The organism is Klebsiella sp. CN_Kp113 (assembly GCF_040064585.1).
GTDB lineage: Bacteria > Pseudomonadota > Gammaproteobacteria > Enterobacterales > Enterobacteriaceae > Klebsiella > Klebsiella michiganensis.
Map to the genome: position 1 here is coordinate 126,321 of NZ_JBEAID010000018.1, position 24,028 is coordinate 150,348.

Genomic DNA, 24,028 nt, shown 5'->3' on the forward strand with positions numbered 1-24,028 from the left:
TGGTAATCCCTTAAGTCATGCCAATAATATAGCGCTTTTTTTAGTTACCAAAATAATTACGTTAATTAAAAAACTATTTAATACCAACAATAACATCGATACCTCCTTTGTATTATTAATTAAATATAATTCGTTCACATAGTGGATATAACCAATAACAAATCTGAAACCATTTTTAACATGCATCGCCAGGAAGATATCAAAATAAAATGATAAAATTCAATAAGATAAATACATTATCAGTTCATGAAATCATTCGTGATTTAACATTAAGCCAAATTTCAGACAAATAAACACCTCACTAAACAGGGTTATTCGTAATAATAAAAAAGTGGCTAACAACCCGCTTTTTTTGATCTAAATCAATTGCAACGGCGCATGAAAGCGCAATATATAAATAACCCAATATTTTAATTTAACGCCCAACGAAGCGCGTTAAATAACAGTCAGCGCAATAACCAAAATCGACAATTAATAATTAAAGAAAGTTTTGCAACTAAAGAAATCGAACGGTTAAGCGATGACCAAACCCTATTTTTAACTACTTGCAGATACTCATTATGAAAGAGAAAAAGACAACCATACCGCCTGCCGGTGCAGCAACAAATGCTGCTTATAAACGTCTGCTGATGATGGCGATGCCCATTATCGTTGCCGTCTTACTCTTATTCGTCCCGGTGCCCGACGGCCTTCCCCCTTACGCCTGGCACTACTTTGCCATTTTTGTCGGCGTGATCGTCGGTCTGATCTTCGAACCGCTGCCCGGCGCGGTCATCGGTATTACCGGCGTGGTGGTGATTGCGCTGTGCAGCCAGTGGCTGCTGTTCAGCCCTGAACAGCTGGCCGCGCCAGGGTTCAAGCTTGCCGGCGCCTCCTTTAAATGGGCGGTGAGCGGTTTCGGTAACTCCACCGTCTGGCTTATCTTCGGCGCCTTTATGTTTGCCGCCGGCTACGATAAGACCCAGTTTGGCCGCCGTCTGGCGCTTATTCTGGTGAAGTACCTCGGCCGCCGCAGCCTGACGCTGGGCTACGCCATCACCTTCGCCGACCTGCTGCTGGCGCCGTTTACCCCCTCCAACACCGCGCGCAGCGGGGGGACTATCTACCCGATTATCGCTAACCTGCCGCCGCTGTACGGCTCTAAGCCTAACGACCCGAGCGCGCGCCGTATCGGCTCCTACCTGATGTGGGTGGCCATTACCGCCGCCTGTATCACCAGCTCGATGTTTCTCTCCGCACTGGCGCCGAACCTGCTGGCGCTGGCGCTGGTGAAAAGCATCGTCGGCATTAATATCTCCTGGGGCACCTGGTTTATCGCCTTCCTGCCGCTGGGTATCCTGCTGATTCTGGCAATGCCGCTGCTGGCCTACTGGTTCTACCCGCCGGAAGTGAAAGTCAACGATGAAGTGCCGCTGTGGGCCGCCCGCGAGCTGGAAAAACTTGGCCGCCTGTCGCGCAATGAAATTCTGCTGCTGGTCTTCGTCTGCTTTGCGCTGATGATGTGGATCTTCGCCGCCGAATGGATTGAACCGGCGCTGGCCGCCCTGCTGGTTATCGTGCTGATGCTGTGGACCGGCGTACTTTCGTGGAACGATATCACCAGCAACAAAGCGGCGTGGAATACCTTTGCCTGGTTCGCGACCCTGGTGGCGCTGGCCGACGGCCTCTCCTCCACCGGTTTTATCGCCTGGCTGGGTAAAGAAGGCGGCGCGCTGATGAGCGGCATCTCCCCGGGCGTCGCGACCGTCGTCCTGCTGCTGGCGTTCTATCTGCTGCACTACTTGTTCGCCAGCACCACCGCACACACCACCGCGCTGCTGCCGGCCATGCTGACTATCGCCTCCACCATTCCGGGGATGAATATGCAGGTGTTCGTACTGCTGATGGTGACCTCGCTCGGCGTGATGGGGATTATCACCCCCTACGGTACCGGCCCCAGCCCAATCTACTACGGCAGCGGCTATCTGCCGACCAAAGACTACTGGCGTCTCGGCACCATTTTCGGCGCCATCTTCCTGGCCGCCCTGCTGCTGATTGGCTATCCGTGGATGTCCATGATGTTCTGATTCATAACCGTCGGGCCGAACCCGGCGGTTTTACTCTTAGGGAGCAAAGCAATGTCGACTAAACCATTTGTCTATCAGGAAGCCTTTCCGCTAGCAAAAGATCAGACTGAATACTATCTGCTGAGCAAAGAGCACGTGTCCGTGGCCGAATTTGAAGGCCAGGAGATCCTCAAAGTAGACCCTCAGGCCCTCACCCTTCTGGCACAACAGGCCTTTCACGATGCGGCGTTTATGCTGCGCGTTTCCCACCAAAAACAGGTCGCGCAGATCCTTCTCGACCCTGAAGCCAGCGATAACGATAAGTACGTGGCGCTGCAGTTCCTGCGCAACTCTGAAATCGCGGCCAAAGGCGTGCTGCCCACCTGCCAGGATACCGGCACGGCGATTATTATGGGTAAGAAAGGCCAGCGCGTGTGGACCGGCGGCGGTGATGAAGCGGCCCTCGCCCGCGGCGTCTATAACACCTATACCGAGGATAACCTGCGCTATTCGCAGAACGCCGCGCTGGATATGTACAAAGAGGTCAACACCGGGACTAACCTGCCTGCGCAAATCGACCTCTACAGCGTCGACGGCGATGAATATAAATTCCTCTGTATGGCCAAAGGGGGCGGCTCGGCCAACAAAACCTATCTGTATCAGGAAACCAAAGCGTTAATCACTCCGGCGAAGCTGAAAAACTATCTCGTTGAGAAGATGCGCACGCTCGGTACCGCCGCCTGCCCGCCGTACCATATCGCCTTTGTGATTGGCGGTACCTCGGCAGAAGCGACGCTAAAAACGGTGAAGCTGGCCTCTACCCACTATTACGACGAACTGCCGACCGAAGGCAACGAACACGGCCAGGCCTTCCGCGATATTCAGCTGGAGCAGGAACTGCTGGTGGAGGCGCAAAACCTCGGTCTCGGCGCGCAGTTCGGCGGCAAATACTTCGCCCACGATATCCGCGTCATCCGCCTGCCGCGCCACGGCGCCTCCTGCCCGGTGGGCATGGGCGTCTCCTGTTCGGCTGATCGCAATATCAAAGCCAAAATCAACCGCCACGGTATCTGGATTGAGAAACTGGAGAGCAACCCGGGTCAGTATATTCCCGAACATCTGCGCCAGCAGGGCGAAGGCAAGGTCGTCAGCATCGATCTTAATCAGCCGATGAGCGAGATTCTGGCCCAGCTTTCCGCCCATCCGGTCTCGACGCGTCTGACGCTCAACGGCACCATTATTGTGGCCCGCGATATCGCCCACGCGAAGCTGAAAGAGCTTATCGATAACGGTGAGGAACTGCCGCAGTACGTCAAAGATCACCCGATCTACTACGCCGGCCCGGCGAAAACCCCGGAAGGCTATGCGTCCGGCTCCCTTGGCCCCACCACCGCAGGCCGCATGGACTCTTACGTCGACCTGCTGCAATCCCACGGCGCAAGCATGGTGATGCTGGCCAAAGGCAACCGCAGCCAGCAGGTCACCGATGCCTGTCACAAACACGGCGGTTTTTACCTCGGCAGCATCGGCGGTCCGGCGGCGGTGCTGGCGCAGCAGAGCATCAAGAGCCTGGAGTGCGTGGCCTATCCTGAACTGGGGATGGAAGCCATCTGGAAAATCGAAGTGGAAAACTTCCCGGCGTTTATTCTGGTGGATGACAAAGGCAATGACTTCTTCCAGCAGATCCAGAATAAGCAGTGCGCAGGCTGTTCGCAGCAAAGAGGATGATATTACCCGCCCCTGGCGGCGGGTAACCGTCGAAGGCCGTCGCATGACGGCCTGAGATGAGCGACAAACCTGCCTGGCGGCTATACGGCATCCATCTCTTCAAATACCTGCTGCGCCAGATGCATCGTGGCGTTGGCGGCGGGCAGGCCGCAGTAGAGCGCGGAGTGCATAATCAGCTCTTTCAGCTCATCGCGGGTGACGCCGTTATTAAACGCCGCGCGCAGATGCATTTTCAGCTCTGCTTCGCGGTTCAGCGCAATCAGCATGGCGATGGTGATCATGCTGCGGGTATGATGATCGAGCCCCGGCCGGGTCCAGGTCTCTCCCCAGGCGTAGCGGGTAATAAAATCCTGGAACTCTTCATTCAGCGGCGTCAGCTTTTCCAGCGTCTTATCGACGTGAGCATCGCCGAGCACCTTCCGCCGGACCTCCATTCCCCGCTGATACCGCTGTTTATCGTCCATGCTTTTCCCCCTGAACAAAACCCAGCAGCGCCGAGCTGAACGCCTGCGGCGCTTCGATATTCGATAAATGCGAAGCCGCCAGCACGACGACTTCAGAGACCGGGATCTGCTGATGCAGGAAGTTGGCGTCCGCCACCGTTGTGACAGGGTCACTTTCTCCGGCGACGATCAGCACCGGAATCGCGATCTGCGCGACCTCTCCACGCAGATCGGCGGCGGCCAGCGCTTCGCAGCAGGCCGCATAGCCTTCAGCATCGATATGGTTCAGCTGGTGACACAATGCTTCCACCACTTCCGGCGCCTTCTGGCGAAATGCGTGGGTAAACCAGCGGTCCGCGGCGCCTGCGGCGACCACTGCCATCCCTTCCTGACGCACCGTGCGGGCGCGCGACAGCCAGCCGGCCTGGTCGCCAATACGCGCAGCGGTGTTGGCAACGACCAGCCCCTGAAAACGTTCAGGGGCAAAGCGCCCCAGCCACAGGCCGGTCAGGCCGCCCATTGAAATCCCGCAGAACCAGGCTTTAGCGATATTAAGATGATCGAGCAGCGCAATCACATCTTCGCCGAGCTGCGCCAGCGTCACTTTACCGTTTTTACGGGTGGCACCATGGCCGTGGGTATCGTAGCGCAGCACGCGAAAATGCTGCGTTAACGCCTCAAGCTGCGGCTGCCACATCGCCCGGGTAGTGCCCAGCGAGTTAGAGAGAACGATGACCGGCGCGTCTTGCGGCCCATCTATCTGATAATCAACATTCATAACGTTGCTCCTTATAGCGCGCCACAACCTGGCGCACGAAGAGTGCTGAGCTGCCGGTCGCCGTTGTCGGGTCCAGCAGTTGGGTTAAGCGGCTGGCGGAGAGATGCTCGCTCACCAGCGGATCGGTTTCCAGCACGCTTAACAGCGAACGTGACTCATCCAGCGCCTGGCGACACAGCGCCTCAACCCGGTGATGAGCCTCGGCTTTGCCGACAAACTCCGCCAGCGCCAGAGTGACGGCCTCGGCCATAATCAGGCCATGGGTGATATCGAGGTCGGCGCGCATCTTATGCGGGAAGACCTGCATGTCGCGGACCAGCGTTTCGCTCTGCGCCAGCGCGCCGCCGGCGAGGGTTATCAGCTCCGGCAGCGTTTCCCACTCCGCCTGCCAGCCGCCCAGCGCCCGCTCGTGCTGCTGGATCTGCCCGGCATAGAGCGTTGCCACCAGCCCGGGCGTACGCTGGGCGGCGGTCAAAATAGCGGCGCAGGAGATGGGATTGCGTTTGTGCGGCATGGTAGACGATCCGCCGCGTCCTTCGGCGACCGGTTCACCCACCTCTGCAACCTCGGTTTGCATCAGCAGAGAAAAATCATTGGCGAATTTACCCAGCGTGCCGCAGACGCCCGCGTACCATGCCCCCACCTCCAGCAGCCGGTCGCGCTGGCTGTGCCACGGCGCGTCCGGAAGCTGCAGGTCGAGAGTTTTCGCCAGCGCGCCGGCGATCCGCGGCGCCTGCGTTTTAAGGGAATCGAGGGTGCCCGCCGCGCCGCCAAACTGCAGCGCCAGCACCCTTGAGCGCATCTCTCGCAGACGCACCTGCCAGCGCAGCAGCGCATCCAGCGTCCCGGCCAGTTTCAGACCGAAGGTGACCGGCAGCGCATGCTGCATCCAGGTACGTCCGGGCATCACCGTATCCTGATAGCGCGCCGCCTGATGGGCTAACGCGTCGAGCAGTTGCTGCAGCAGGGAGTCCGTTTCCGCCAGCGCGCCGCGCAGTTGCAGGATAAAGCCGGTGTCGATAGCATCCTGGCTGGTCGCCCCCCAGTGTACGTAGCGCGCCGCCGCGTCATCCCGTTGTTTAACCCGCGCGGTCAGCTGTTTGACCAGCGGGATCGCCAGATTCCCGGCGCTGGCGGCGGCCTGCCCCAGCGCGGAGAAGTCGATGTTTTCGTGCCGGCAACTCTCAATAATGGGATTAAGCGCCGCCTGCGGCACGAGGCCGCATTCGACCTGAGCGCGAGCCAGCGCGGCTTCAAAATCCAGCATCCCCTGTACCCGCTGCGCATCGCTGAACCAGGCGGTCAGCGGACTGGTGCGCATCATCGGGGTCAACAAACTCATTATGGCTCCTTAAACGCGTTCTATAATCAGCGCGATCCCCTGACCGACGCCGATACACATGGTGCACAGCGCATAGCGCCCGCCGGTACGGCGCAGCTGGTACGCCGCGGTCATTGCCAGACGGCCGCCGGAGGCGCCAAGCGGATGTCCGAGGGCTATCGCGCCGCCGTTAGGGTTGACGTGCGCCGCATCGTCGGGCAGACCCAGATCGCGCGTGACCGCCAGCGCCTGAGCGGCAAAGGCCTCATTCAGTTCAATGACGTCCATCTGCCCAAGCGTTAGCCCGGTTTGCGCCAGCACCTTACGTACCGCCGGCGCCGGGCCAAATCCCATAATACGCGGCGCCACCCCTGCCGTCGCGACGCCCACCACGCGGGCGAGCGGCTGTAAATCATTGGCGGCCAGCGCCTGCTCGCTGGCAAGCAGCAGCGCGCAGGCGCCGTCGTTGACTCCGGAAGCGTTACCTGCCGTCACCGTACCGTCGGCGCGCACAACGCCGCGCAGCCTGGCCAGCGCCTCCGCCGTGGTACTGCGCGGGTGCTCATCGCGGCTAAAGAGTAGCGGTTCGCCCTTACGCTGCGGCACCGAGACGGCAATCAGCTCGTCGGCAAAGCGTCCGGCCTCCTGCGCCGCCGCCGTACGCAGCTGGCTACGCAGCGCAAACGCATCCTGGTCCTCCCGCGAAATGGCGAAATCGTCCGCCACGTTTTCCGCCGTTTCCGGCATCGAATCCACGCCGTACAGCGCTTTCATCTGCGGGTTAATGAAGCGCCAGCCGATGGTGGTATCTTCCATCCGCATCGTGCGGCTAAAGGCGCTTTCGGCCTTGCCCATCACAAAAGGCGCGCGCGACATGCTCTCCACGCCGCCGGCGATCATCAGCTGAGTTTCGCCGCTTTTAATCGCGCGCGCTGCGATACCGATCGCATCAAGGCTGGAACCGCACAGGCGGTTTACGGTACTGCCCGGTACGCATTCCGGCAGACCGGCCAGCAGCAGCGCCATGCGCGCGACGTTGCGGTTATCTTCCCCCGCCTGGTTAGCGCAGCCGTAAATCACATCGTCAATACGCGCCGGATCGAGTCCCGGGTTGCGCTCCAGCAGCGCTTTCAGCGGCAGCGCCGCCAGATCGTCGGCGCGCAGGGTGGCCAGGGTACCGCCAAAGCGGCCGAACGGCGTCCGCACCGCATCACAGATAAATGCCTGATTCATCATAGGTTCCTTACGCGCTTTCCGCCAGTTGTGCAAAAGTCAGCGCCACCGGCGTGATGCGCTGCAGTTCCTCAAAAGAGAGGCCGTTAAAGATTTCCCGCACCACCGGGCCGCTTTCGCTGATATCGATGACCGCCAGGTCGGTATAGATACGGCTGACGCAGCCGACGCCGGTCAGCGGATAGGTGCAGTGCTCTACCAGCTTGCACTCCCCGTCGCGGGTCAGGTGATCCATCATCACGAAGACCTGACGAGCGCCAATGGCCAGATCCATCGCTCCGCCGACGGCAGGAATGGCGTCGGGCGCGCCGGTGCTCCAGTTCGCCAGATCGCCGCTGGCGGAAACCTGGTAGGCGCCAAGCACGCAGATATCGAGGTGCCCGCCGCGCATCATGGCGAAGGAGTCGCCGTGGTGAAAGTAGCAGCCGCCGTTGAGCAGAGTCACATACTCTTTCCCGGCGTTAATCAGCTCCGGATCCTCTTCCCCCGGCAGCGGTTTCGGCCCCATCCCCAGCAGGCCGTTTTCGCTGTGCAGGAAGATTTCTTTATCGGCAGGAAGATAGTTGGCGATGCGGGTGGGCAAGCCGATCCCCAGATTGACGTAAGCGCCTTCGGGAATATCGCGGGCCACGCGCTGGGCCATCTCATCGCGAGTCAGTTTTTGCATTAAGAGTTCCTCAGGCGCTTTTAGCGGCAATCAGGTTTTCCAGGGAGTAGACGCGCTGCACAAAAATGCCCGGGGTAATGATGCTTTCCGGGTCGAGATCGCCCAGGGGCACCAGCTGCGAAACTTCTACAATGGTGGTTTTCGCGGCGGTCGCCATAATCGGGCCGAAGTTGCGGGCCGCTTTGCGATAAACCAGGTTTCCCCAGCGGTCGCCCTGGTGGGCTTTGATCAACGCGAAGTCGGCCCTGATAGGGTATTCGAGCACGTAATGACACCCGTCGATTTCGCGGGTCTCTTTCCCCTCCGCCAGCGGCGTACCGTAGCCGGTGGGGGTAAACACCGCGCCGAGGCCAGCGCCTGCCGCCTGGATCCGCGCCGCGAGGTTGCCCTGCGGTACCAGCTCCAGCTCAATTTTGCCGCGGCGATAAAGGTCATCGAAAATCTGCGAATCAACCTGACGTGGGAACGAACAGATCATTTTTCGCACCCGACCGGCCTTCAGCAGCGCCGCCAGGCCGACTTCGCCGTTGCCCGCATTGTTATTGATAATGGTTAAATCACGGGCCCCCTGTTCTATCAGAGCATCTATCAGGTACGTCGGCTGCCCGGCGGGGCCAAAACCGCCAATCATTATGGTCGCCCCGTCGTGGATCCCGGCGATGGCATCACGTAGCGTCGACACGCTTTTATCAATCATCAGGTCGCTCCTGTATGTGCGGTAATCGCACTTTTATTCGTTGTTCGCACAAAATGTGACCCGCTTAACGATGCTGGTCAAGGGCGATAATCGAAATATGGTGCGATAATCGAACATCGTGTATGTTTAACGAAAGAATGTGATCGACGGCAAATACGGAGAAGAAAATGGAGAAGCATCCAGATGATTTACTGACGGGCGATAGCGATCCGTTTAAGGGCGATCCGAACTTTATGGCTTCGCTGGCGCGCGGGCTGGAGGTGATCCAGGCGTTTACTCCGCAGCGCCCGCTGCTCTCAATTTCGCAGATCAGCCAAAAGACCGGCATTCCGCGCGCGGCGGTGCGCCGCTGCCTGTATACGCTGAGCAAACTGGGCTTTGTTTACGCCGAAGATGGTAAAAATTTCCAGCTGCGACCGAAAATTCTGGCGCTGGGCCACGCCTGGCTTGCCTCCACGCCGCTGGCGCGTTCGGCGCAGCCAGTGCTGAAGCATTTAAGCGAAATGCTCAATGAGTCCTGCTCCATCGCCACTCTCGACGGCGACGACATTCTTTATATCGCTCGCGCGTCGAGTTCGCGCATTATGACCATCGATCTCGACATCGGCAGCCGCCTGCCCGCCTGGGCGACCTCCATGGGACGCGTGCTGCTGAGCTATCAGCCGGAGGAGAAGCTGAACGATATGCTGGGCCGGGTCACGATGATTCGCTATACCCCGCAAACCGTTGATTCGGTTGCAAAGCTGCGTACCGAACTTAAGCGCGTGCACCAGCAGGGCTACGCGCTTAACGATCAGGAGCTCGAGATGGGGCTGCGCTCGCTGGCGGTGCCGCTCTTTAACCCTCAGGGGCAGATTCAGGCGGCGCTGAACGTCGGCGTACACGCCGGGCAGGTCTCCACGCACGAGATGCTGGAGCGGGTGTTACCCGAGCTACAGAAAGCAGCCCGGGAACTGACGCTGTTGATGCGCTAGCGGCTATGCTTGGCGTGGCGCTCCCAGTTTTCCTGCTTTGCCTCCGCCGATTTCCGCAGGGCCACGTAGCAGGCGCCGCTGCCGCCGTGGTGCGGTAACGCCGCGCAGAACGCCTGGACTTCCGGGAGTTCCACCAGCCAGCGCGCCAGGTAGCTGCGAATAATATTGGCGTGCGCGTTATCGTCGCGCCCTTTGCCATGCACGATCAGCACATTACGCAGCCCCTCTTTTTGCGCCTGGACCACAAAAGCAAACAGATTCTGTCGGCACTTCTCCACCGGCTGGCGCAGCAGATTGAGGCTTGCCTGTTGGCCGTATTTGCCGCGCCGGAGCTTCTCCAGTACGCCGCTTTGCAGACCTTCCCGCTTAAACTCAAGGGCGGTTGCCAGCGGCACAATATCGAGATAGCCGGTGGTCAGAAAGTTATCCAGCTGCAGGGGATCAATCCGCTGCGCGGCGCGAGTATTGCGCGCGGGGTGCCAGTGAACGTCGTGATTATGTTTCAGAGGCTGAACGTCCTCCATGGCGCCAAGAAATAGGGATTTGTCGTCAAGGTTCATGCGCGCTCCTCCAGCTACTACCGGGTGGTTACTATAGCCGTCTCGCGGCGCCTCCTCAACGCGTTTAGCCACCTCTGCGCGATTATGGAAATAGTTGTCGGCTCTGACGACGAAACAGCGTGATTAATGACGCGGTTAAGGGCGTTTGCCGCGTATCGCGGCGCTGAATCAGAAAATAGGTGGCTTTGGGTAACGCTTCTCGAATGGGGATCATCACCAGCTTATCCGCCATCATCGGGTCGTTGCCAAGTTCGACCGGCAGAATGCTGAGAAAATCGCTTTTCACCACCAGGCTAATGCACGAAGAGAAGGTCTCACAAACGATATCCACCTTTGGCGCCAGTCCGGCCTGGTTAAACATCTCCTGCAGCTGTTTGAAGTAGCTGCCGCGCGGCGTCGGCATCGTCCAGTGGTGATCGAGCAGCTCGGTCAGTGAAGTGACGTGTGCCGCCGGGTGACCGGCGCGGGCGAATACCGCGAAGGGTTTCTCAAATAGCTTCTCAAAACTGAATTCATGATCGTAGGGGCCGGGATAGTAAGTATTGATGGTGAAATCCAGCTCACCCTGACGCAGTTCATTAATCATCGCCAGCAGCTGTCCTTCCATAATCCGCACCTTCACCAGCGGATGCTGCTGATGAAAGCGGCAAATAACCGAAGGCATCAGCGAACGCGCTACGCTGGCGCCAAGGCCGATATTAATCTGCCCGGCCTGCTCGCCCTGACGTTGCAGCAATTCATCCTGCGCCACCCGCAGCTCTTCCAGGATCAGGCTCGCATGTTGATAAAAACTTTCGCCATTTTCGGTCAACGCCACCCCCTGGCTACGGCGCACAAACAGCTGCGCGGAGAGCCCCTCTTCCAGCTCTTTAATCGCTTTGGTCAACGCCGGCTGCGAAATCGCCAACGCCCGGCTGGCGCCGCGAATACTTCCTTCGCGCGCGACCTCAACGAAGGCGCGAATGTGGTGAAATTTAATCTGAAATGACATGTTGTGAGTGATAACCAGTGTTTATCAGACAGAAGAAAATGACATCTACTGTAATCGATTGTGCTGTGGCAGGTTAAGGATGAGAGTGCATGAAAGTGATGGGTGATAAGTAAAGGCTATCACTTCGTGAACACCATCACAGTTTTTGCTTATAACGGGAAAGGTTATGCCGCAACTTTATGATTTCATCAACCAGCTGGCGCCAAAAATGACCGAATGGCGTCGCGATTTTCACCTGCATGCGGAATCCGGCTGGCTGGAGTTCCGCACCGCCAGCAAAGTGGCGGAAGTATTAGACGGTCTGGGTTATCAGCTGGCGCTGGGGCGCGACGTTATCGACGCCGATAGCCGTATGGGCCTGCCTGATGAAGAGACGCTGGCGCAGGCGTTCCAGCGCGCCCGCGCGCAGGGTGCGCCTGAACGCTGGCTACCGGCGTTTGAAGGCGGCTACGCCGGAGTGGTGGCGACCCTCGATACCGGGCGGCCGGGGCCGACGCTGGCGTTTCGCGTCGACATGGATGCGCTCGATCTCAACGAGCAGCATGACGATAGTCACCGTCCGCATCGCGATCGTTTTGCCTCCTGCAACGACGGCATGATGCATGCCTGCGGCCACGACGGTCACACCGCAATCGGGCTGGGTCTGGCGCACGTTCTGAAGGAGTATGCCGCGCAGCTCAACGGGACGATGGTGCTGATTTTCCAGCCGGCGGAAGAAGGTACCCGCGGCGCGCGCGCCATGGTCGCGGCGGGCGTACTTGATGAGGTGGATTACTTTACCGCCATTCATATCGGTACCGGCGTCCCTGCCGGCACCGTCGTCTGCGGCGGCGATAACTTTATGGCCACCACCAAATTCGATGTGCAGTTCAGCGGCGTCGCCGCCCACGCTGGTGGTAAACCGGAAGATGGCCGTAACGCGCTACTGGCGGCGGCCCAGGCCGCCCTTGCCCTGCACGCCATCGCGCCGCACAGCGCCGGGGCATCAAGGGTTAACGTCGGCGTCATGCAGGCCGGTACCGGACGTAACGTGGTTCCCTCCTCCGCGCTATTAAAAGTCGAAACCCGTGGCGAAACCGATGCCATTAACCAGTACGTCTTTGAGCGGGCTAAACAGGCGATCGCCGGCGCGGCGACCATGTATGAAGCCAGTTACCAGTTGCAGCTGATGGGCGCGGCCACCTCCAGCGCCCCGTCGCCGGCGTGGGTGGACTATCTGCGCCAGCAGACGGCCCAGGTCCCCGGCGTTAAACAGGCTGTCGATCGTATCGCTGCCCCGGCGGGTTCCGAGGATGCCACTCTGATGATGGCCCGGGTCCAGGAGCGCGGCGGTCTCGCCTCATACATGATATTCGGCACGGAACTGAGCGCCGGTCACCACAATGAAAAATTCGATTTCGACGAGAACGTGATGACCCTGGCCGTCGAAACGTTAGCACGCGTCGCCCTGAACTTTCCCTGGCAGCGAGGTGTGTAATGGAACACGTTTATCAATTTGTCGATGACGTTATTGAGGGGCGGCGCAACGATTTTTGCGCCATTGCCGATGATATCTGGGACCATCCGGAAACCCGCTTTCAGGAATTCTGGTCGGCTGCGCGTTTGGCCGATGCGCTGGAAGCGGAAGGCTTTCAATTGACCCGCAATGCCGGCGGGATCCCCAACGCCTTTATCGCCAGCTTCGGCGCGGGCCAACCGGTGATTGCCCTCCTCGGCGAATTTGACGCCCTGGCGGGGCTCAGCCAGCAGGCCCACTGCGCGGAACCCGCGTCTTCGACGCCGGGAGAAAACGGCCACGGGTGCGGGCATAATCTGCTTGGTACGGCGGCGTTCGCCGCCGCGGTCGCCGCCAGGAACTGGCTGCAGCAACAGGGCGGCGCCGGCACGCTTCGCTTCTATGGCTGTCCCGGCGAGGAAGGCGGCTCGGGGAAAACCTTCATGGTCCGCGAGGGGTTATTCGATGACATCGATGCCGCTCTGACCTGGCATCCGGAAGCCTGGGCCGGGATGTTCAGCACCCGCACCCTTGCCAACATTCAGGCGGCGTGGCGGTTTACCGGCACCGCGGCGCACGCGGCAAACTCGCCGCATTTGGGCCGCAGCGCGCTGGATGCCGTGACGCTGATGACCACCGGCAGCAACTTCCTTAACGAACATATTATCGAAAAAGCGCGGGTGCACTACGCCATCACCGATACCGGCGGCGTCTCTCCCAACGTTGTTCAGGCGCAGGCGGAGGTGCTGTATCTCATTCGCGCGCCGGAAATGGCCGACGCGCAGCAAATCTTCGCCCGGATCGAGAAAATCGCCCAGGGCGCGGCGTTGATGACCGAGACCCGCGTCAGCTGTCGCTTCGAAAAAGCCTGTTCCAGCTATCTGCCCAACCGCACGCTGGAAGCGGCGATGTATCAGGCGGTTTGCCATTACGGCACGCCGCCCTGGAGCGCGGAAGAGCGCGCATTCGCCGCCGAAATTCGCGCAACCTTGAGCGCGAACGATATCAATAACAGCCTGAAAAACATTGCCGACACCGGCGGCGAGGACGGGAAAGCGTTCGCCCGCCGCCACCGCGAAACGCGCCTGATCGATGAAGTGGCGCCGTGGGCGGCAACGGACAACATCCTTGCGGGCTCTACCGACGTCGGCGACGTGAGCTGGAAGGCCCCCATGGCCCAGTGCTTCAGCCCCTGTTTTGCCGTCGGGACGCCGCTGCACTCCTGGCAACTGGTGAGCCAGGGCAGAACCTCCATCGCCCACAAAGGGATGCTGCTGGCGGGGAAAGTGCTGGGCGCGACGGCCATTCGTCTGTTCAGCGACAGGGCGTTACTGACCGCCAGCCAGCAGGAACTGGCGCAGGTCTTAGCCGAAAGGCCCTACCGGTGCCCCATTCCACAGGAGATCAACCCTTCGATTTTAAAATAATAAAAGCCCCCTGGATGGAGTACGGCAACGCGGTAATCGCCAAAAAAATAACGGCTGACACGCCCAGGGGTAAAGAGACAACCAACACAACAACGACAACTGAGGAACGCCCATGAGTATGTCATCCATACCGTCGCCTTCCCCCACCGGTAAGCTTTATGGCTGGGTTGAAAAAATAGGTAACAAGGTCCCGCATCCGTTTTTACTGTTTATCTATCTGATTGTGGCGTTAATGGTCGCCACCGCCATCCTGTCGGCGCTGAACGTCGGGGTACAGAACCCCACCGACGGCTCGCGAGTGGTGGTGAAAAATTTGCTTAGCGTTGAAGGATTGCACTGGTTTTTGCCGAACGTCATTAAGAACTTCAGCGGTTTCGCGCCGCTGGGGGCCATTCTGGCTCTGGTGCTGGGGGCCGGTTTTGCGGAACGAGTGGGCCTGCTGCCTTCGCTGATGGTGAAAATGTCATCCCACGTTAGCGCCCGTTACGCCAGCTATATGGTGCTTTTTATCGCCTTCTTTAGCCACATCTCTTCCGATGCCGCGCTGGTGATTATGCCGCCGCTGGGCGCCCTGATGTTCCTCGCCGTCGGCCGCCACCCGGTTGCCGGGCTGCTGGCGGCCATCGCCGGCGTCGGCTGCGGCTTCACGGCCAATCTGCTCATCGTCACCACCGATGTCCTGCTCTCTGGCATCAGCACCGAAGCGGCAAAAACCCTTGACGCCTCGCTCCACGTCAGCGTGATTGATAACTGGTATTTTATGGCAACCTCAGTGATCGTTCTCACTCTGGTTGGCGGATTGATTACCGATAAACTGGTGGAACCGCGGTTAGGGCAATGGCAAGGCAACAGCGATGAAACGCTGCAGACGTTGACGCCGGAACAGCGCTTCGGCCTGCGCGTGGCCGGCGTGGCCGCGCTGTTATTCGTGGCGGCGATCGCGCTGATGGTCGTGCCGGAAAACGGTATCCTGCGCGATCCCATCAAGCATACCGTGATGCCTTCGCCGTTTATAAAAGGGATCGTCCCGCTCATTATCTTTTTCTTCTTCGTCGTTTCACTGGCCTACGGCATCGCCACCGGCAAAATTCGCCGCCAGGCCGATCTGCCTCAGCTGATGATTGAGCCGATGAAAGAGATGGCAGGTTTTATCGTGATGGTCTTCCCGCTGGCCCAGTTCGTCGCCATGTTCAACTGGAGCAATATGGGGAAATTTATGGCCGTCGGCTTGACGGATCTGCTGGAGAGTGCGGGAATGAACGGCGTACCGGCGTTTGTCGGCCTGGCGCTGCTATCCGCCTTTTTGTGTATGTTTATCGCCAGCGGTTCGGCAATCTGGTCGATTCTGGCGCCGATTTTCGTGCCGATGTTTATGCTGCTGGGCTTTCACCCGGCATTCGCGCAGATTCTGTTTCGCATCGCCGACTCATCGGTGCTGCCGCTGGCGCCGGTATCGCCGTTTGTGCCGCTATTTCTCGGCTTCTTACAGCGCTACCGGCCCGACGCTAAGCTTGGAACCTACTACTCGCTGGTCTTGCCTTATCCATTAATATTCCTTGCCGTCTGGCTACTGCTGCTGGTTGGCTGGTACCTCGTGGGGCTGCCCATCGGACCGGGTATTTATCCGCGATTACCTTAACGTCGCGACAGGCCAGGGAAGGCCACAAAAACGTTAACGCCAGGTCGTGCGGTTACTGATGACTTTATACAGTCCTTCAATCGCCAAAGCGATCAGATGAATTACTAAGCCGCTGATAATCACAATTACAACGCCAGTCATCATATATTGCATATCACCACCTTTGTTGGTAAAAACCCGCGCAGAAACGCCGGGAAATCATGGACTCAAGGAAAGCCAGTCTGTTTATCTGCCGCGCCGGATGGTTGCCGGTGAATTCGCCGCCGGATAAAGGTAGCAAAATCGCCTTGCCAACGCGTCTGCGAGTGAATGTAAAAATAAACATCGCTTTCCTCACCTCATAATTAATAGTCCATGCTGACCCTGTTTGTTGACCTTTTCGGAGTATGGTTTGCCCACATCGCGTCGTGCTATGGTGATGCCCTGCCAAAATAACCTCGCTGAAGGAGGACCGATGCTCACGCTGTTGCAAGATAAAATTGACACCCCGCTGGGGCCGCTGTGGGTGATTTGCGATGAGCAGTTTAACCTGCGGGCCGTTGAGTGGGATCAGCACCGCGACCGCATGGAACAACTGCTGGATGTGCATTATCGCCGTGAAGGCTACCAACGCGTTGATTCGCGTAATCCCGGTAACCTGAGCCGTAAGCTTAGCGATTACTTCGCGGGCGATCTCGCCGTTATCGACACCTTACCTACCGCCACCGGCGGGACGCCGTTTCAGCGGGAAGTCTGGCAAACGCTGCGCACCATCCCCTGCGGCCAGGTCATGCACTACGGTCAGCTCGCGGAGGCGCTGGGACGTCCGGGCGCGGCGCGCGCCGTGGGTGCCGCCAACGGTTCAAATCCTGTCAGTATTGTGGTGCCCTGCCACCGGGTGATCGGGCGTAACGGCACCATGACGGGTTACGCCGGCGGCGTGCAGCGAAAAGAGTGGCTATTGCGTCACGAAGGCTATCTGCTCCTTTGACCGTAAGTGCCTTTTCTGGAATCTTCCGGTAATTTTACAATCCAATATCGCCAGATAACTTATTCATAATCAATGAGATAAAATGGGTAACTGATTTACCCTTTTAATATTACGTGTTTCAGGGGTTCGAGACTTACCTGCTCACCAAAAAGATGTTAAAATTGACCAATATCAATTAAAGCCTGAGCAGACTTATGATCCCGGAAAAGCGAATTATACGACGCATTCAGTCTGGCGGTTGTGCAATCCATTGCCAGGATTGCAGCATTAGCCAGCTTTGCATCCCTTTTACTCTGAACGAGCATGAGCTTGACCAGCTTGATAACATCATCGAGCGGAAAAAGCCTATCCAGAAAGGACAGACCTTGTTCAAAGCCGGTGATGAGCTGAAATCGCTGTATGCAATTCGTTCTGGCACCATTAAAAGCTACACCATCACCGAACAGGGCGATGAGCAGATCACCGGTTTTCATCTGGCCGGCGATTTGGTCGGCTTTGACGCTATCGGCACCGCCCACCACCCGAGCTTTGCCCAGGCGCTGGAAACCTCAATGGTCTGCGAGATTCCGTTTGAAACGCTGGACGACCTCTCCGGTAAGATGCCGAACCTGCGTCAGCAGATGATGCGTCTGATGAGCGGCGAGATCAAAGGCGATCAGGATATGATCCTGCTGCTTTCCAAAAAGAACGCAGAGGAGCGCCTGGCGGCCTTTATCTACAATCTGTCCCGCCGTTTCGCGCAGCGCGGCTTCTCGCCGCGTGAGTTCCGCCTCACCATGACCCGTGGCGATATCGGCAACTATCTGGGCCTGACGGTAGAAACCATCAGCCGCCTGCTGGGACGTTTCCAGAAAAGCGGTATGCTGGCGGTTAAAGGCAAATATATCACCATCGAAAACAGCGACCTGCTGGCGCAGCTTGCTGGCCAGGCCCGCAACGTCGCCTGATAGTCCTCCCGTATCCGGCCGGATCGCGAATTTTTTTCTAATTTGTTGATCTGGCCAGGCTCATCCCCTGTTTCATTTCATCCATATAGGTTATCTTTTTAATACAGACTGTAGTTACAGTTGTAAGGAGACCCTGTATGGCGAAGTATCAGAACATGCTGGTAGTAATCGACCCCAATCAGGACGACCAGCCTGCATTGCGGCGCGCGGTGTATCTGCACCAACGGATTGGTGGCCGCATCAAAGCCTTTTTGCCGATCTATGATTTTTCTTATGAAATGACCACCCTGCTCTCCCCCGACGAACGCACGGCCATGCGCCAGGGCGTCATCGGGCAGCGTACCGCCTGGATCCGCGAGCAGGCGAAATTCTATATAGAGTCCGGCGTGCCCATTGATATTAAAGTGGTGTGGCACAATCGTCCCTTCGAAGCCATTATTCAGGAAATCATCAGCGACAAGCATGATTTAGTGCTGAAGATGGCGCACCAGCACGACAAGCTGGAAGCGGTGATTTTCACCCCAACGGACTGGCACCTGCTGCGTAAATGCCCATGCCCGGTCTGGATGGTCAAAGATCAGCCGTGGCCGGAAGGCGGTAAAGCGCTGGTGGCGGTCAATCTCGCCAGTGAAGAGAACTACCACAACGCGCTCAATGAAAAACTGGTCAGAGAAACCATTGAGCTGGCGGAACAGGTTAACCATACAGAGGTTCACCTGGTGGGCGCCTATCCCGTCACGCCCATCAATATCGCGATTGAGCTCCCTGATTTTGACCCCAGCGTCTATAACGACGCCATTCGCGGTCAGCATCTGCTGGCCATGAAAGCGCTGCGGCAAAAATTCGGCATCGATGAAGGCCGCACCCACGTTGAAAAAGGGTTACCTGAGGAGGTCATTCCCGACCTGTCAGAGCATCTTCAGGCGGGGATCGTGGTACTGGGTACGATTGGTCGAACCGGACTCTCGGCAGCCTTCCTCGGCAATACCGCTGAACAGGTTATTGACCACCTGCGCTGCGACCTGCTGGCTCTGAAGCCTGACCAGTACCAGACGCCGGTTGAGCTGGACGACGAAGAAGACGATTAGTCCGTTGACTTCATTCGTGGTAATAAGACGTCATCCCCCGCCCGCGCGGGGGATTTTTTTGCATCCCATTAACAAAAATAAAGGGCCATTTGGCCCCGATTTCAACAGCTTTGTGGGTAACGAAAACGTTAGTGGATACCTAAGCGCCAGGCGTGATCGATCTCTTCTTTAAGCTCCATGGACGAAAGCGCCATTAAATCGGCGAACTCAAGTTCCAGCAATTTCAGCTTTTTCAGATACTGCGCGGGGGTTAAAGCAGCGGGGTCACGGCGCAGAAATTCGATGGCCAGTTGCGTGGGGGTTAACTCGGTATCCATAATATCCTCAGTTTGGGTGAAAAACAGCCTATTGTAACACCTTCGCCTGATTATTTTATGAGCAAATAACCCCTTCGTCACCTATATAAAAAAGCCGTCTCAGAAGAGACGGCTTAAGAAGCACAGGTTTTAAACGACCAGGCCTTACAACGCTTTCAGAATCGCATCGACGCTGGCTTTGGCATCGCCAAACAGCATGTGGGTGTTCTCTTTAAAGAACAGCGGGTTTTGTACGCCAGCGTAGCCGGTGTTCATTGAACGTTTAAATACAATGACGTTCTGCGCTTTCCACACTTCCAGCACCGGCATACCGGCGATCGGGCTGCCCGGATCGTCCTGCGCGGCCGGGTTCACCGTGTCGTTAGCGCCGATGACCAGTACGGTGTCGGTATCGGAGAAATCATCGTTGATCTCATCCATTTCCAGCACGATGTCATACGGGACTTTCGCTTCCGCCAGCAGGACGTTCATATGGCCCGGCAGACGCCCGGCAACCGGATGAATACCGAAACGCACTTTGATTCCGCGCGCGCGCAGTCTTTCAGTGATTTCCGCGACCGGATACTGGGCCTGCGCAACCGCCATGCCGTAGCCCGGGGTGATGATGACCGACTGAGAACCTTTCAGCATCTCAGCGGTTTCTTCGGCGCTGATTTCACGGTGCTCGCCCACTTCTTCATCACCTGTGGACGCCGTGCCGTCAGAACCAAAACCGCCGGCAATCACGCTGAAGAACGAACGGTTCATCGCCTTACACATGATGTAGGACAGAATTGCACCGGAAGAACCTACCAGCGCACCGGTTACGATCAGCAGGTCGTTGCTGAGCATAAAGCCCGCCGCCGCCGCCGCCCAGCCGGAGTAGGAGTTCAGCATTGATACCACGACCGGCATATCCGCGCCGCCGATGGAGGCCACCAGGTGCCAGCCAAACGCCAGGGCAATCACGGTCATCACCAGCAGGCACAGTACCTGCATGCCAATGCTGTCGGTACGCACGAAAACGATCAGCAGCAGGAAAGAAACGACCAGCGCCGCCAGGTTTAGCTTATGACGGTTCGGCAGCATCAGCGGCTTAGAAGACATCTTGCCGCACAGCTTGCCAAACGCCACAACGGAACCCGTAAAGGTCACCGCGCCGATGAAGATACCGAGGAACACTTCGGTCAAATGAATATTGACCAGAATCTGTTCCATACCGGTTTCATGCTGCAGATAGCTGTTAAAGCCAACCAGTACCGCCGCCAGGCCCACGAAGCTGTGCAGAATCGCCACCAGCTCCGGCATCTCGGTCATTTCAACTTTCTTCGCCAGACGAATACCGATCGCGCCGCCGATAACCATCGCCAGCAGGATCCACGCGACGTTGCTGCTATCCGGCCCCAGAATGGTCGCCACCAGCGCAATCGCCATCCCGGCAATGCCGTAGTAGTTCCCCTGCTGGGAGGTTTCGTGTTTGGAAAGCCCCGCCAGGCTAAAAATAAACAGAATCGCGGCAACAATGTATGCAGCTGTAACTAATCCACCAGACATTTGTTACCCCTTATCCTTTGCGGAACATTTTCAGCATGCGCTGAGTGACGGTGAAACCACCAAAAATATTAATGCTGGCGATCAGCACCGCGATAAAGCTCAGGAAGCTGACCCAGCCGCCGTGGCCTATCTGTAACAATGCCCCTACCACGATAATGCCGGAAATCGCGTTAGTGACCGACATCAGCGGCGTATGCAGCGCATGGGAGACGTTCCATACGACGTAGTAACCGACCACGCAGGAGAGCGCGAAAACGGTAAAGTGGCCGAGGAACTCTTTCGGCGCCACGCTTGCCAGCCAGCCAAACAGAATAATCGCCAGCGCCATCAGCGCATACTTGCGCAGCGGCGAGCTCGGTTTCGCCTCTGCTTTTGGCGCTTCAACCTTTTTCGCTGCCGCCTGCGGCTGAGCAGATACCTGAATGGGTGGAGCGGGCCAGGTGATTTCACCCTCGCGAACCACGGTAACGCCGCGGATAACGACATCATCAAAATCGATAACGACATTGCCGTCTTTCTCTTTGCACAGCAGCTTAAGCAGGTTAACCAGGTTGGTGCCATACAGCTGTGAGGACTGCGTCGGCAGACGACCAGGGAGATCGGTATAACCGATAATCTTCACGCCGTTGGCGGTGGTAACCACCTGGCCCGGCACGGTGTATTCACAGTTGCCGCCGTTTTGCGACGCCAGGTCAACCACCACGCTGCCGGACTTCATGGAGTCAACCATCTCGCGGGTAATCAGCTTCGGCGCCGGTTTACCCGGAATCAGCGCGGTGGTAACGATGATGTCGACATCTTTGGCCTGCGCGGCAAAGAGCGCCATCTCGGCTTTGATAAAGGCTTCAGACATGACTTTGGCATAGCCGTCGCCGCTGCCCGCTTCCTCTTTAAAATCCAGCTCAAGGAACTCGGCGCCCATACTCTGCACCTGTTCTTTCACTTCCGGACGGGTATCAAACGCGCGGACGATTGCGCCGAGGCTGTTAGCCGCGCCGATGGCCGCCAGACCGGCAACCCCGGCTCCGATAACCATCACCTTCGCGGGAGGAACCTTACCTGCCGCGGTGATCTGCCCGGTGAAGAAGCGGCCAAACTCGTGGGCGGCTTCAACGATTGCGCGATAGCCGGCGATGTTAGCCATCGAACTTAACGCATCCAGCGACTGAGCGCGCGAAATACGCGGCACTGAATCCATCGCCATCACGTTGATATTACGCGCCGCCAGTTTTTCCATCAGCTGCGGGTTTTGCGCCGGCCAGATGAAGCTGATGAGCGTCGTGCCGGGATTAAGCAGCAGGATCTCTTCGTCATCGGGCGCGTTCACTTTCAGAATGACGTCGGACTGCCAGACGTCATCACCGCTAACGATCTCCGCTCCAGCCTGAACGAAGGCCTCGTCGTCGAAACTGGCCAGCTTACCTGCTCCGCTTTCTACCGCGACGCTGAACCCGAGTTTCAGCAGCTGCTCCACCGTTTTCGGCGTGGCGGCGGCCCGGGTTTCCAGGGCTAGTCTCTCTTTTGGTACACCAATACGCATAGTTTTCCCTTCCATCGGTTTTTGATGATGGTTTACTTTTCTTACAAACGACCGTCGCGAAGGCGGATGAACGTGCCTTCCAACATATGTCTGAAAAAATAAAACAGTAACAAACTTTTTATAACCTACTGAAAATACCGATTGTGATCTACAGCAATAAAACAGAAATTTTGATTTTATTGGTAAAACGCACGGCTAACCGTGCCAGGCAGCAATATTTACCTTATTTTTATGCCAGCGCCTGATAATCCGCTTGGCAGAGGGGTTAATTCACCATTTATCGCCGTCTTGATCATCGCATTAACATTACGTTAACTTATGAAAGTGATATCGATTATCGATTTTGCTGGTCAAGCGGCTGTTTTTTCAACATATCGAAAAATGTTATATTTCTGCAGTATACGTTTAGGGCGACAACTGAAAATTGACGCAGACAGTCACTCACGATAAATGCAATAATCAAATGTTTTCAGTCAACAACAATACCAGTACATGGTTTGCGCAAGGCAAAGGATTATTTTTATGAAGCTTAAGAACTCACTCCTGGCGTCTGCTCTTCTGGCTACAACCGCGTTGTCTGCCCATGCAGCGACCGAGCTGACTCCGGAGCAGGCGGCAGCGCTGAAGCCCTACGATCGCGTAGTGGTTACCGGCCGTTTTAACGCCATTGGCGACGCGGTGCAGGCCGTTTCCCGTAAAGCAGACAAAGATGGCGCAGCATCCTTTTATGTTGTCGACACGTCTGATTTTGGCAGCGGCGGCAACCTGCGCGTAACGGCCGATTTTTATAAAGAAAATGCCCCGCAGGCCGACGCGCCGAAAAATCGTGTGATTAACGGCGTAATGGAATTACCGAAGGACCAGGCCGTCGAGCTGGAGCCGTTTGATACCGTCACCGTACAGGGCTTCTACCGCAGCCAGCCGGAAGTTAACGACGCCATCACCAAAGCCGCTAAGGCCAAGGGCGCCGCCTCCTTCTTTATCGTGCGCCAGGTTGATGCCAACCAGGGCGGCAACCAGCGAATCACCGCCTATATCTACAAAGCCGATGCCAAAAAACGCGTTCTGCAAAGCCCGGACGCTATCCCGGCAGATTCAGAAGCCGGTCGCGCTGCGCTGGCTGAAGGCGGAGAAGCCGCGAAGAAAGTGGAGATCCCGGGCGTAGCGACCACCGCAGCGGTCGGTTCCGGCACCGGCGTAGGCCGCTTCTTTGAAACGCAATCTTCTAAAGGCGGGCGTTACACCGTCACTCTGCCGGACGGTACCAAAGTCGAGGAAGTGAACAAAATCACCGCCGCGCAGATGGTGCCATACGACAGCATCAAGTTCACCGGTAACTACGGTAACATGACGGAAATCTCCTACCAGACGGCTAAGCGCGCGGCGAAGAAAGGCGCGAAGTACTACCACATTACCCGCCAGTGGCAGGAGCGCGGTGGCAACATCACCATCAGCGCCGACCTGTATAAATAACGGCGTCTGAGCTGAACAAAAAGGCGGCGATCTGCCGCCTTTTTTCTTTTTTTCATTTCTCGCCATTGCATGCATACAAAACACTCCGTAAAATCCCGCGCCTTAGCGCAATCCTCCATTTTTATGCGATTTCGCCAAATAAATATTCTTAGTTTGATGATT

General features: G+C 57.3%; 21 protein-coding genes. 10 read left to right on the plus strand and 11 right to left on the minus strand.

What is annotated here, in order from left to right:
* Positions 1–560: 560 nt before the first annotated feature.
* Positions 561–2,066: an anion permease gene (locus ABLV30_RS10690; protein ID WP_004851326.1), complete on the plus strand. Its 1,506-nt coding sequence runs from the start codon at positions 561–563 to the stop codon at positions 2,064–2,066.
* A 51-nt stretch (positions 2,067–2,117) separates the two neighbouring features.
* The gene (gene fumA, locus ABLV30_RS10695) at positions 2,118–3,773 is read left to right on the plus strand and encodes a class I fumarate hydratase FumA (protein ID WP_064374898.1); all 1,656 of its coding nucleotides are present in this window, start codon (positions 2,118–2,120) and stop codon (positions 3,771–3,773) included.
* A gap of 80 nt (positions 3,774–3,853) precedes the next feature.
* Here the strand turns inward: fumA and pcaC are convergent, their stop codons facing one another.
* Genes pcaC through ABLV30_RS10725 form a run of 6 tightly spaced genes read right to left on the minus strand, consistent with a single transcriptional unit; the run spans position 3,854 to position 8,912 of the window.
* On the minus strand, positions 3,854–4,237 hold the full coding sequence (gene pcaC / locus ABLV30_RS10700; RefSeq protein ID WP_046876593.1) for a 4-carboxymuconolactone decarboxylase: 384 nt from the start codon (positions 4,235–4,237) through the stop codon (positions 3,854–3,856).
* Entirely contained in the window at positions 4,227–4,994 is a 768-nt protein-coding gene (gene pcaD, locus ABLV30_RS10705) for a 3-oxoadipate enol-lactonase (protein ID WP_348865596.1), read from the minus strand. Before pcaD ends, pcaC begins: the two co-directional genes overlap by 11 nt.
* The gene (locus ABLV30_RS10710; protein ID WP_064357300.1) at positions 4,984–6,336 is read right to left on the minus strand and encodes a 3-carboxy-cis,cis-muconate cycloisomerase; all 1,353 of its coding nucleotides are present in this window, start codon (positions 6,334–6,336) and stop codon (positions 4,984–4,986) included. Before ABLV30_RS10710 ends, pcaD begins: the two co-directional genes overlap by 11 nt.
* Positions 6,337–6,345: 9 nt before the next feature.
* Entirely contained in the window at positions 6,346–7,548 is a 1,203-nt protein-coding gene (gene pcaF, locus ABLV30_RS10715) for a 3-oxoadipyl-CoA thiolase (protein WP_148849561.1), read from the minus strand.
* A gap of 10 nt (positions 7,549–7,558) precedes the next feature.
* Positions 7,559–8,215: a 3-oxoacid CoA-transferase subunit B gene (locus tag ABLV30_RS10720; RefSeq protein WP_014229557.1), complete on the minus strand. Its 657-nt coding sequence runs from the start codon at positions 8,213–8,215 to the stop codon at positions 7,559–7,561.
* Between the two features lie 10 nt (positions 8,216–8,225).
* Positions 8,226–8,912 (minus strand): 3-oxoacid CoA-transferase subunit A, encoded by a 687-nt coding sequence (locus ABLV30_RS10725; RefSeq protein WP_064377263.1) that lies wholly within the window; start codon positions 8,910–8,912, stop codon positions 8,226–8,228.
* A 167-nt stretch (positions 8,913–9,079) separates the two neighbouring features.
* On the opposite strand from ABLV30_RS10725, the gene ABLV30_RS10730 reads away from it, so the two are divergent.
* Positions 9,080–9,886, plus strand: coding sequence for an IclR family transcriptional regulator C-terminal domain-containing protein (locus ABLV30_RS10730; protein WP_004851343.1), 807 nt, complete (start codon positions 9,080–9,082; stop codon positions 9,884–9,886).
* Here the strand turns inward: ABLV30_RS10730 and smrA are convergent.
* Both smrA and ABLV30_RS10740 read right to left on the minus strand, forming a co-directional pair.
* Complete coding sequence (smrA, locus tag ABLV30_RS10735) at positions 9,883–10,446, minus strand: DNA endonuclease SmrA (protein WP_004851345.1); 564 nt, start codon at positions 10,444–10,446, stop codon at positions 9,883–9,885. The genes ABLV30_RS10730 and smrA overlap by 4 nt on opposite strands.
* Before the next feature lie 82 nt (positions 10,447–10,528).
* Complete coding sequence (locus ABLV30_RS10740; RefSeq protein ID WP_014229560.1) at positions 10,529–11,437, minus strand: LysR family transcriptional regulator; 909 nt, start codon at positions 11,435–11,437, stop codon at positions 10,529–10,531.
* A 166-nt stretch (positions 11,438–11,603) separates the two neighbouring features.
* Here ABLV30_RS10740 and ABLV30_RS10745 point away from each other — a divergent pair, with 166 nt between their 5' ends.
* The 6 genes from ABLV30_RS10745 to uspE all read left to right on the plus strand — a co-directional run bounded on the left by ABLV30_RS10745 (position 11,604) and on the right by uspE (position 19,003).
* Complete coding sequence (locus ABLV30_RS10745; protein ID WP_265800050.1) at positions 11,604–12,914, plus strand: M20 family metallo-hydrolase; 1,311 nt, start codon at positions 11,604–11,606, stop codon at positions 12,912–12,914.
* Positions 12,914–14,359 carry a M20 family metallopeptidase gene (locus ABLV30_RS10750; RefSeq protein WP_064377262.1) on the plus strand — a complete coding sequence of 482 codons (1,446 nt, stop codon included), beginning with the start codon at positions 12,914–12,916 and terminating at the stop codon, positions 14,357–14,359. The genes ABLV30_RS10745 and ABLV30_RS10750 overlap by 1 nt, the downstream gene beginning before the upstream one ends.
* Before the next feature lie 112 nt (positions 14,360–14,471).
* Positions 14,472–15,998, plus strand: a complete 1,527-nt coding sequence (gene abgT, locus ABLV30_RS10755) for a p-aminobenzoyl-glutamate transporter (RefSeq protein ID WP_025105810.1) — start codon at positions 14,472–14,474, stop codon at positions 15,996–15,998.
* 454 nt (positions 15,999–16,452) lie between these two features.
* Positions 16,453–16,968, plus strand: coding sequence for a methylated-DNA--[protein]-cysteine S-methyltransferase (gene ogt / locus ABLV30_RS10760; protein ID WP_014229564.1), 516 nt, complete (start codon positions 16,453–16,455; stop codon positions 16,966–16,968).
* 194 nt (positions 16,969–17,162) lie between these two features.
* Positions 17,163–17,915 carry a fumarate/nitrate reduction transcriptional regulator Fnr gene (gene fnr, locus ABLV30_RS10765; RefSeq protein WP_004851364.1) on the plus strand — a complete coding sequence of 251 codons (753 nt, stop codon included), beginning with the start codon at positions 17,163–17,165 and terminating at the stop codon, positions 17,913–17,915.
* Positions 17,916–18,052: 137 nt separating this feature from the next.
* Positions 18,053–19,003, plus strand: a complete 951-nt coding sequence (gene uspE / locus ABLV30_RS10770) for a universal stress protein UspE (RefSeq protein ID WP_004851366.1) — start codon at positions 18,053–18,055, stop codon at positions 19,001–19,003.
* 128 nt (positions 19,004–19,131) lie between these two features.
* Here uspE and ABLV30_RS10775 read toward each other — a convergent pair whose 3' ends face one another.
* From ABLV30_RS10775 to pntA, 3 genes are all read right to left on the minus strand, one after another.
* Positions 19,132–19,320, minus strand: coding sequence for a YdiH family protein (locus tag ABLV30_RS10775; RefSeq protein WP_004102581.1), 189 nt, complete (start codon positions 19,318–19,320; stop codon positions 19,132–19,134).
* Between the two features lie 144 nt (positions 19,321–19,464).
* Complete coding sequence (gene pntB / locus ABLV30_RS10780) at positions 19,465–20,853, minus strand: Re/Si-specific NAD(P)(+) transhydrogenase subunit beta (protein WP_014229565.1); 1,389 nt, start codon at positions 20,851–20,853, stop codon at positions 19,465–19,467.
* Positions 20,854–20,863: 10 nt separating this feature from the next.
* Entirely contained in the window at positions 20,864–22,393 is a 1,530-nt protein-coding gene (pntA, locus tag ABLV30_RS10785; RefSeq protein WP_004851372.1) for a Re/Si-specific NAD(P)(+) transhydrogenase subunit alpha, read from the minus strand.
* Between the two features lie 522 nt (positions 22,394–22,915).
* On the opposite strand from pntA, the gene ydgH reads away from it, so the two are divergent.
* Positions 22,916–23,866, plus strand: coding sequence for a DUF1471 family protein YdgH (gene ydgH / locus ABLV30_RS10790; protein WP_032748948.1), 951 nt, complete (start codon positions 22,916–22,918; stop codon positions 23,864–23,866).
* Positions 23,867–24,028: the final 162 nt, after the last annotated feature.

Coding starts and splice junctions, on each gene's coding strand:
- ABLV30_RS10690 (WP_004851326.1), top strand. CDS start 561: ATGAAAGAGAAAAAGACAACCATACCGCCTGCCGGTGCAGCAACAAAT.
- fumA (WP_064374898.1), top strand. CDS start 2,118: ATGTCGACTAAACCATTTGTCTATCAGGAAGCCTTTCCGCTAGCAAAA.
- pcaC (WP_046876593.1), bottom strand. CDS start 4,237: ATGGACGATAAACAGCGGTATCAGCGGGGAATGGAGGTCCGGCGGAAG.
- pcaD (WP_348865596.1), bottom strand. CDS start 4,994: ATGAATGTTGATTATCAGATAGATGGGCCGCAAGACGCGCCGGTCATC.
- ABLV30_RS10710 (WP_064357300.1), bottom strand. CDS start 6,336: ATGAGTTTGTTGACCCCGATGATGCGCACCAGTCCGCTGACCGCCTGG.
- pcaF (WP_148849561.1), bottom strand. CDS start 7,548: ATGAATCAGGCATTTATCTGTGATGCGGTGCGGACGCCGTTCGGCCGC.
- ABLV30_RS10720 (WP_014229557.1), bottom strand. CDS start 8,215: ATGCAAAAACTGACTCGCGATGAGATGGCCCAGCGCGTGGCCCGCGAT.
- ABLV30_RS10725 (WP_064377263.1), bottom strand. CDS start 8,912: ATGATTGATAAAAGCGTGTCGACGCTACGTGATGCCATCGCCGGGATC.
- ABLV30_RS10730 (WP_004851343.1), top strand. CDS start 9,080: ATGGAGAAGCATCCAGATGATTTACTGACGGGCGATAGCGATCCGTTT.
- smrA (WP_004851345.1), bottom strand. CDS start 10,446: ATGAACCTTGACGACAAATCCCTATTTCTTGGCGCCATGGAGGACGTT.
- ABLV30_RS10740 (WP_014229560.1), bottom strand. CDS start 11,437: ATGTCATTTCAGATTAAATTTCACCACATTCGCGCCTTCGTTGAGGTC.
- ABLV30_RS10745 (WP_265800050.1), top strand. CDS start 11,604: ATGCCGCAACTTTATGATTTCATCAACCAGCTGGCGCCAAAAATGACC.
- ABLV30_RS10750 (WP_064377262.1), top strand. CDS start 12,914: ATGGAACACGTTTATCAATTTGTCGATGACGTTATTGAGGGGCGGCGC.
- abgT (WP_025105810.1), top strand. CDS start 14,472: ATGAGTATGTCATCCATACCGTCGCCTTCCCCCACCGGTAAGCTTTAT.
- ogt (WP_014229564.1), top strand. CDS start 16,453: ATGCTCACGCTGTTGCAAGATAAAATTGACACCCCGCTGGGGCCGCTG.
- fnr (WP_004851364.1), top strand. CDS start 17,163: ATGATCCCGGAAAAGCGAATTATACGACGCATTCAGTCTGGCGGTTGT.
- uspE (WP_004851366.1), top strand. CDS start 18,053: ATGGCGAAGTATCAGAACATGCTGGTAGTAATCGACCCCAATCAGGAC.
- ABLV30_RS10775 (WP_004102581.1), bottom strand. CDS start 19,320: ATGGATACCGAGTTAACCCCCACGCAACTGGCCATCGAATTTCTGCGC.
- pntB (WP_014229565.1), bottom strand. CDS start 20,853: ATGTCTGGTGGATTAGTTACAGCTGCATACATTGTTGCCGCGATTCTG.
- pntA (WP_004851372.1), bottom strand. CDS start 22,393: ATGCGTATTGGTGTACCAAAAGAGAGACTAGCCCTGGAAACCCGGGCC.
- ydgH (WP_032748948.1), top strand. CDS start 22,916: ATGAAGCTTAAGAACTCACTCCTGGCGTCTGCTCTTCTGGCTACAACC.